Annotated in this window: 5 protein-coding genes and 1 pseudogene; 5 read left to right on the forward strand and 1 reads right to left on the reverse strand. The window is 60.4% G+C overall.

Annotation, left to right across the window (positions count from 1 at the left end; translation table 11 throughout):
- Position 1: 1 nt before the first annotated feature.
- On the reverse strand, positions 2 to 1,081 hold the full coding sequence (locus tag Q0936_RS14010; protein WP_299297870.1) for an L-dopachrome tautomerase-related protein: 1,080 nt from the start codon (positions 1,079 to 1,081) through the stop codon (positions 2 to 4).
- A 106-nt stretch (positions 1,082 to 1,187) separates the two neighbouring features.
- Here Q0936_RS14010 and Q0936_RS14015 point away from each other — a divergent pair, with 106 nt between their 5' ends.
- The 5 genes and pseudogenes from Q0936_RS14015 to Q0936_RS14035 all read left to right on the forward strand — a co-directional run.
- Positions 1,188 to 2,084 (forward strand): LysR family transcriptional regulator, encoded by an 897-nt coding sequence (locus Q0936_RS14015; protein WP_299297868.1) that lies wholly within the window; start codon positions 1,188 to 1,190, stop codon positions 2,082 to 2,084.
- 79 nt (positions 2,085 to 2,163) lie between these two features.
- Positions 2,164 to 2,739, forward strand: a complete 576-nt coding sequence (locus tag Q0936_RS14020; protein WP_299297866.1) for a biliverdin-producing heme oxygenase — start codon at positions 2,164 to 2,166, stop codon at positions 2,737 to 2,739.
- 54 nt (positions 2,740 to 2,793) lie between these two features.
- On the forward strand, positions 2,794 to 4,512 hold the full coding sequence (locus tag Q0936_RS14025; RefSeq protein ID WP_299297864.1) for a cache domain-containing protein: 1,719 nt from the start codon (positions 2,794 to 2,796) through the stop codon (positions 4,510 to 4,512).
- Positions 4,509 to 5,813 (forward strand): sigma-54 dependent transcriptional regulator, encoded by a 1,305-nt coding sequence (locus tag Q0936_RS14030; protein ID WP_299297862.1) that lies wholly within the window; start codon positions 4,509 to 4,511, stop codon positions 5,811 to 5,813. The genes Q0936_RS14025 and Q0936_RS14030 overlap by 4 nt, the downstream gene beginning before the upstream one ends.
- A gap of 117 nt (positions 5,814 to 5,930) precedes the next feature.
- Positions 5,931 to 6,073: pseudogene (locus tag Q0936_RS14035) on the forward strand (C4-dicarboxylate ABC transporter substrate-binding protein); the annotation flags it as partial.

A 6,073-nucleotide genomic window follows, 5' to 3' on the forward strand; every position in this document is an offset into this window, starting at 1 on the left:
TCTACCGCCCGCTCACTGCTGCACTCAGCGCCGGAAAGCGGACAATCCGGTAGGTGCCCAGCGATGCGTCTTCGCCGCCATTCAACACCGGCGACCTGTGCAATTCATTGATGGTGGCATAGACAAAACCATCAACACCCATCGCGAACCCGTCGGGCCAGGGCAAATCCTCGTCGGATTGATAGAGGACCTCATAGGTGCCGTCGGCCTTGGTCACGCCAATCGCGTTGTCGGTCATCGCGGTGATGTAGACGTTGCCAGCCGTGTCCACGGTGGACCCGTCCGATGTCACCTTGTCGCCATACCGTTCAACACGGTTTGCAAGGTCCGCGTCACTCAGATCCGTGTCCAGCAAATCCGTTGTGCGCACCCGGTACATCGAGTTTGCCGTCATCGGCGCGAAATAGACCCAGGTGTTCGTCGGATCGACGGTGATCGGGTTGATGCCGATCTTGGCCGGGTTGCCCCCCAGTTTGACCTCACGCCCGTCGATGATCATCGGGGTGTCTTCAGGAACGGTGAACTGGCTGCCTTCCAGCACACGGCGCGCCCGCCCTGTGTCCAGATCGACGACGATGATCGCAGAATTTGCTCCATCGCCGGTATCCGAGATGTAGATGGCGCCATGTTCACGGTCCACAGCCAGATCGTTAAGGAACGATGTGGGCCGCGCCGCCGGTTGGCCGATGTAGTGGATCGCGTGCAGCGTTTCGGTGTTGGTATCCCACCCCACAATGCGGCCGGTCTGGTTTTCGCCCTGGCCGTCCAGCATCCACAGGATCCCCTCACGGTCGACTTGCAGACCCAGAACCCCGTTCAGGCCATCGCCGTCCTCTTGCGGTGCATGTGCCCAGGCATCGGTCGGATAGGGCGTTGTGCTGCCATCCGGTTTGACCTCGACGATGCGCAGCGCGTGGCCGTAGAATTCGTGAACCGACATAAACATCCGCCCGTCCGGCGCGATTGCGATGTTGCCGGGGGGCGTGTCTTTGGGGAACTCCGCATAGGTTTCCAGGCCCTGCGCGAGGGCAGGTGCAGACAGGCCCAGCAGCAGGCCCAACATGGTTGTGGTGGTTTTCATTTCCGTCCTCCTTGAGTGAGGGCAGGCATAATGCGTTGATTTTTTCGGGGACAGGCGGTCAAATACGAAACCAGCATTCGAGAATTTCATACAGTGAGCCGCGCCCATGTACAGCGTCGACGACCTCAGGACGTTTATCGCCATTGTCGAAACCCAAGGCGTCACATCCGGTGCGCGCAGGGTCGGCATATCCCCGGCGACAGCCAGTCACCGGTTGGGCAAGCTGGAGGCGGCGCTCAAGCTGACCTTGCTGCACCGCAATAGCAGAACAGTCAGGTTGACCGATGCGGGACAAATTTTCTTTGAGCGGACGCAGGCGATCATTACCGATCTCGAACAGGCCGAACGGGACGCAGGCGGTGGTACATCGGAACTGACCGGCCACCTGCGCGTGACGATGTCGCCATGGATCCTGTCCCGGTTTCTGCTCCCAGCCTTGCGGGGCTTTCAACGCGAGCATCCGCAATTGGTCTTTGATTTCCTGGCGGTCGACCGATTTGTTCCGCTCACCGCCGAGGGGCAGGATTGTGCCATCCGCGTCGGGCAAATGGCGGACAGTGCTATGGTGGCGCGCAAGCTATGCGACAATCATCGGATCATCTGTGCCTCGCCCGACTTTCTGGCGCATCACGGCGCACCGGAAACGATCTCAGATCTGCTGGACCTGCCTTGGGTCTGCTTGCCGTGGCAGCGCCGTCTTGCTTTGCGCGATGCAAAGGGGCGCAAGCGGGATGTCACGGTTGGCTCGCGCGTTCTGGTGTCGAATTCGGACATGTTGACGGATGGATCGGTGCAGGGTCTGGGCCTGGCCGTCAAATCCCGTCTGGCAATCAAGGCCGAATTGGATGCCGGTCAACTGGTCGAAGTCTTTCCGGGAAAACTGTGGGAACCGGACGCGCCGATCTGGTTTGTCGTCCCACCAGAGGCGCGGTCCGGACACAAGGCGCGGGTCTTTGGCGACATGGTGCGAAAGGTTTTTCGCGATATGGACGGTGGTGATTAATCCGTCTGTCTGGCAGGTGTTTGAACCGGTGCAAAACACGCTAAGGTATAAGCACCCAAACCAAAGTGGCGACCCGCGCATGCGTGACACGTTTCGAACTGTACTTAGGCGTGCGACGCATGACGACCACGAGCGTGTGGACCATATGCTGTCGCAATTGGACATCACTGATCACGGCGGATTTGGGCAGTTTCTGGGTATCCATTCCACGTGTTTCCAGGCCATGCGTGACGCAACACCAGAGCCGAGTATCGCACATGCGGCCCTGTCCGACATGCTGCTGCGAATTGGGCAAGACCTTGAGAAATTGAGCGAATCCGCGATTGTAGGTGAGGTCCCCACGTTGGCGCCTGTTGACCCGTTGGCTTTGGACTACGTGCTGGAAGGGTCCCGTTTGGGCACGCGGGTTCTCAAGACGCAGTGGATGGAAACAGCGGATGCGCGCGTGACGCAGGCAGACCGATATTTCTCCATGGTGACGGATGCCGGGCGCTGGCGCGAGGTGTGTGAAACGCTGTCTGCCATCGACCCCCAAAGCCCCCGCGCAAATGCAATTACCGCGGACACGCGCGCCTTGTTTGAGATGTTCCACACGGTTTCAAAGGCGCGCATCCGGCCAGCCGATGCATGCCCGCGCCGCGCACCAGACGCCTGACAAAAATCCGTTCGGGTCATTGAGTTTCAACCGGGATTGTCGCAACTGGTGGCCATGCGTGTGTTGTTGCCCGCCCTTTCGATATGCCTTTTGGTCTGCGCGGTCGCCGTGTTCTGGGCCTCATTTTTCTTTTTCCGTGGTGAAGAACTGGAGCAGGCGAGGGCACGTCTGTCGCTCTATCGCAGCACGGTCGAAGCCGAATTGCAGCGCTTTGCGCATCTGCCCTACGTGCTGGCGCAAGACCCCTTTGTGATCGAAACTGCCGAGGGCGGATCGACTGCGGCCCTCAATGCACGGCTGGAATCATTTGCGGCGCAGGCGGGGATCGATGCGATCTATTTGATGGACACAAACGGCCTGACCATTGCCGCCTCCAACGCGGGAACACAGGCCAGTTTTGTCGGGCAGGCCTATGGCTACCGCCCCTATTTCCGTGCGGCAGCAAAGGGGGAACAAGGCGCATTTTATGGGATCGGGGCAACGACGGGCATTCCGGGGTACTTTTTTGCCAACCCCGTTCTGAACGACGGGGGGGACACGGTCGGTGTTATCGCGATCAAAATTGACCTCTCAGAACTGCAAGACAGTTGGCAAGAGGCAGGTGAGCGCGTCATCCTGACCAATGCCGATGGCGTCGCACTTTTGGCTTCGTCTCCGGCATGGCGCTATCGGACCTTGCAGCCGCTGACGACCGACCAACGCGAGACCATCGCGGCTGCGCGGCAATTCGGGAACGAGCCGCTGGAGCCGCTGGCCTGGTCGGTCAAATCGTCCAATGCGGCGACGCTTGATGGCGAAACATACCTCTATCTGCGGTCCGACGGCTTCCCTGATGCCTGGGCGCTCCACTATTTCGCAACCGAAGGACAAGCCCGCGCCAGCGCCTGGCTTGTGACATCCGCTCTGATCCTGATTGCTGGCTTTGCCTTTATCGTGTTTCAGGTGCAGCGCACCCGTCAAATCCGCTTTGCGTTGGCCCGGTCCGAAGAGGAAGAGGCCGCATTGCGTGCCGCCAACGCCCGCCTCGCCGTGGAAATTGATGAGCGACGCGCTGCAGAACAACGGCTGCAAAAGACCCAGGCAGAGTTGGAACGCGCGGGCCGTCTGGCCGCGCTTGGGCAGCTTGCCTCGTCCGTCACGCATGAGTTGGGGCAACCCATCGCCGCAATGCGCAATCAGATTGCCGCGGCTGAGATTACGGCCACCCCCACGACCCTGACGCAGAAACTGCATCAATTGGTGGACCGTATGGAGGGCATCACCCGCCAGCTCAAATTCTTCAGCCGCAAGGGGCGCGACCAATTCGAAACCTTCGATCTTGCCGATGCCATGCGGTCCGTGTTGGAACTGATGGCCCCCAACATTCAGAACGATGCAGTGGACATTCGCGTCGCTACATCTGAAACGCCTGTGACTTTTCACGGCAACCGATTGAGGATCGAGCAGGTCATGACCAATCTGATCCGCAACGGCATGGATGCCATGGAGGGCTGTGACACGCGGCGGATCGACATCGACATCGGCGCGGACGACACTCAAACATGGTTTCAGGTATCGGATACCGGCCACGGGCTGGAGGGGCAGACACTGAGCGATTTGCGCGAACCCTTTGCGACCACGCGCGAAAGCGGGCAGGGCATGGGGCTTGGCCTGACGATTTCTGCGGGCATTGTCGATGATCACGGCGGCGAAATGACGGCCAACCCGGCCCCGAGCGGCGGGGCGGTGTTTCGCGCGACCTTCCCGCGCAACAGCGAAGGACATGCAATATGACCGCATTCCGTATCCTGATTGTGGATGACGACCGCGAGATGCGCGGCTCTCTCGTGGACCTGATGCAGGCCGCCGGTTGGGAGACCAAAGCGTTGACCCGCGCCTCGGATGTGGACCGTTGGCTGGACCAGTTCGGGCCGGATGTGATCCTGAGCGACGTGCGCATGCCCGGCATGACCGGGATTGAGTTGCTGGCGTCGCTGAACGGGGCTGACGTGCCACCTGTTGTCCTGATTTCGGCGCATGGTGACATCCCAATGGCCGTCGAGGCGATGCAAGGCGGGGCCTATAGCTTTATCGAAAAACCGTACGAGCCGCGGCGTCTGCTGACGGTGCTCAGCCACGCGGCTGACCAGCAGCGCATGCGGCGCGGCAACGCACGGCTGCATGCGCGGTTGCTGCAATTGACCGCGCTCGACCGCATGTTCATCGGTGATGACCCGCACATGATCGAGGCTAAGGACCAGATCAGCAGCCTGGCCGACACAGACACAACGTGCCTGATCCTTGGTGAAACAGGCACGGGCAAGGACTTGGTCGCGCGCGCCCTTCATGACCTTAGCACACGCGCGGCGGGCCCCTTCATCGCTGCGAATGCCGCGCAATTTGCCCTCGAACATCTGTATCCCCTGGCCTGCGCCGCGCGCGGCGGGACCTTGTTTCTCGACGAAATCGCCGCATGCCCCGCTGAACATCAAGCTGCGCTGCTACGGTTGGTCGAAGACAAGGAACTGGCCGACCCGGCCACGGGTGAGTTGCACAAATTCGATCTGAGGATTCTATCCGCCACCAACGAGGACCTGTCTGTCGCCACCGATGCAGGTCAATTCCGCAAGGATCTCTATTTCCGCCTGTCAGCGATGATGATCCGGTTGCCAGCCCTACGGGTGCGCCGCGATGACATCGTATTGCTGACCACGCATTTCATGGGGCAATTGGCGCAAACCTACGACGTGACCGTGCCGGACATGACCGAAGACGACCTCGCCGCGCTTTTGGCGCATGACTGGCCGGGCAATGTGCGCGAGCTCAGGAATATGTGCGAGCGCCGTATCCTGATGGCGCGGCGCGGTGTTGGGTCCATGTCCAGCGCCATCCACATCGAGACCCACGGGGATGACGACGACATCCCCTCAACGCTGCGCGAAGCGGTGGCCGCGTTCGAAAAACAGCTCATAGCCAAGGCCATCCAAACCCATGGTGGCCGTATGGACACCGTGGCGGACGCCCTGGGCATTGGCCGCCGTACCCTGAACGAAAAAGTTGTGAAACTGGGTCTCGACAAGGCCGCACTGCTCTAGCCTGCGGTCTTCCGCAGGGCAGTCCGTTCCTCGCGCGCGTTTTTCTTCATAGGCGTCGCCGCGTCGATTGGTGCATCTTCCGTGCCATCGGAATCGGAGCTTGGAGGAGGGCTTCTTATGAATACTCTATTGGGTCGCACAGCCGCGATCGCGATTTGTGCCTCGTTTGGCGCGCAGGCCTACGCCACGGAATGGAATGTGTCTGTTTGGGGTAAGCGTCGTGCTTTTACGGAGCATGTTGAGAAGCTTGCGGAGTTGGT

It is taken from the genome of uncultured Tateyamaria sp. (genome assembly GCF_947488715.1).
Classification (GTDB): Bacteria; Pseudomonadota; Alphaproteobacteria; order Rhodobacterales; family Rhodobacteraceae; genus Tateyamaria.